Here is a 2,595-nt window from a genome sequence, read left to right on the forward strand (position 1 = left end):
TGAGGTAGCATACCTTAAATGGAGTTTTATACATTATTTATTATTTTCTTTTGGTGGAAGCATAGACAAGCCTACTCTTCCTTTTTTCATATCTATTTCAGTTACCCATACTGTTACAATATCTCCAACTGCAACAACATCACTAGGATGTTTTACAAATCCTTGTTTCATTCTTGAGATATGAACCAATCCATCTTGTTTCACACCAATATCAACAAATGCCCCAAAATCTACTACATTACGAATCGTTCCTTGTAATTCCATTCCGACTTGAATATCTTCCATAGTTAATACATCACTTCTTAAGATTGGTGGATCAACTTCTTCACGAGGATCTCTTCCCGGTTTGGTTAAACCGGCAAAAATTAATTCTAAAGTTTCAAGTCCAATTCCTAGTTCAGTAGATAATGCCTTTTTATCTAAAGTAGATAGTGCTTGTTCTACTTTTTCTGTGCCAATCTCTACTTTTGTTGCTTGAATTTTTTCTAAAATCTTTTCTGCAAATTCATAAGACTCTGGGTGGATATCTGTTCCATCCAGTGGGTTTTTACCATCTACAATTCTTAAAAATCCTACTGCTTGTTCAAAGGCTTTTGGTCCTAAGCGAGGAACTTTTTTCAATTGTGAACGATTGGTGAATTTTCCATTTTCATCACGGTAAGCAACCACATTTGCAGCAGTCGTTTTAGTTAGTCCTGCAATATGTTCTAATAGAGCAGCACTTGCTGTATTGACATTGACACCAACTTTATTCACGGCAGTTTCAACCACAATGTCTAATTTGGCATCTAATTGTTTTTGACTCACATCATGTTGATATTGTCCTACTCCTACTGCTTTTGGATCAATTTTCACTAATTCTGCTAATGGATCTTGCAATCGACGAGCAATACTTACCGCTGAACGTTCTTCTACTTGATAATCCGGGAATTCTTTTCGTGCAATCTCACTAGCAGAATAAACAGATGCTCCTGCTTCACTAACAATTGTGTAATAAATTTTACGATTCATTCCTTTAATCTGTTCACTGACAAAAGCTTCCGATTCACGGCTTGCAGTTCCGTTTCCAATCGCCACTAAAGTAACTTGATAATCTTCCAACAATTTCTTGAATGTTGTTCCTGCTTGAGCTCGCTTAAAGTCACTTGCTCCTTGGTGCGGATAGATGACTGCTTTGTCTAACACTTTCCCGGTTTCATCTATAATGGCTAACTTACACCCTGTTCGATACGCTGGGTCTAATCCTAGGATCACATGTCCTTTCATCGGTGCTTGTAATAACAGATTTTGTAAATTTTCTCCAAAAATTTCAATCGCCTGAGTTTGAGCTTTCTCTGTTAATTCAGAACGAACTTCACGTTCAATCGCAGGTGCAATGAAACGTTTAACACTATCCTCAATTGCCGCTTTCACATATGGGGCAGATGGAGAAGCCGCATTTGAAATTTCTTTTTTCATGATTTTTTCTAATGGAATGGTTGTATCAACTTCCAAGTTAACTTTTAATACGCCTTCTTTTTCAGCACGATTCACTGCTAAAATTCGGTGTGGAACAATTGTTTTTACCAATTCTTGATACTCGTAATACATTTCGTATACGTGTTTTTCATCTTTTTCTTCATCTTTTAAACTTGTCACAAGCATTGCTTTTTGAACTGTGTATTCACGTAATAATTTTCTGTAATGAGCATTATCGGAGACTTTTTCAGCAATAATTTCTAACGCTCCATTTAACGCATCTTCTACTGTCAGAATTTCTTTTTCTTCGTTAACGAATATTGCAGCTTTTGCTTCAACATCATCTGCTGTACATGCTAATAAAAATTCAGCTAGCGGCTCTAATCCTGCTTCTTTGGCAATCGTCGCTTTTGTACGTTTCTTTTGTTTAAATGGACGATAAATATCTTCTAATGCCGTTAATGTTTTAGCATTCATTAATTCTGTTAAGATTTCTTCCGTTAATTTTTCTTGTTCATCAATTAATCGAATAACTTCGTCTTTTCTTTTCTCAAAATTTAATAAATAACGATGTCTTTCTTCTATTTCACGAATTTGAACTTCATCCAAACTCCCTGTTTGATCTTTACGATAACGTGCAATAAAAGGAACCGTATTGCCATCTTCTAACAAAGCTAATACTGTATCAATTTGCTTTGGTGAATATTGATTTAATTCTTGCTTTACAATATCCAACGCACGTTGTTCAATAGTTAATTCTGTCTCTGTCATAAAAACCTCCTAATCTTTTTATCCTAACATAAATTTAGATTGATTGAAAGTAGTTACATTTTTGTTGGAAGGGTAAATTTCTCGTAATAAAAAAATATTTTTCGAGTATTTTTACGTATATAGAAGATGAAGACAGAATGCTCACCACTATTCCACTTCAAAATAAAATTAAGGAGTGTTAACAATGAAAGAACGAATCAAAGATGCAAGACCCATGATGGATTTAATGGCAAAGAAAGTTTTCAGTAATACTGAAATAACAGCACAATTTATTCGAGATATCCTAGACTTACCTGTGCACCATGTGAAAATACTCGATGGCACACAAATACACAATCACCAATTCGAAGATATAAAGACTTATGT

Annotated in this window: 1 protein-coding gene and 1 pseudogene; one reads left to right on the forward strand and one right to left on the reverse strand. The window is 34.8% G+C overall.

Going from position 1 to position 2,595, the window contains the following annotated elements:
* Positions 1-33: 33 nt before the first annotated feature.
* Entirely contained in the window at positions 34-2,229 is a 2,196-nt protein-coding gene (locus tag RWZ86_RS08225) for a Tex family protein (RefSeq protein WP_314681350.1), read from the reverse strand.
* 184 nt (positions 2,230-2,413) lie between these two features.
* Here RWZ86_RS08225 and RWZ86_RS08230 point away from each other — a divergent pair.
* Positions 2,414-2,595 (forward strand): annotated as a pseudogene (locus tag RWZ86_RS08230) (hypothetical protein); the annotation flags it as partial.

Source organism: uncultured Granulicatella sp., from assembly GCF_963545075.1.
GTDB lineage: Bacteria > Bacillota > Bacilli > Lactobacillales > Aerococcaceae > Granulicatella.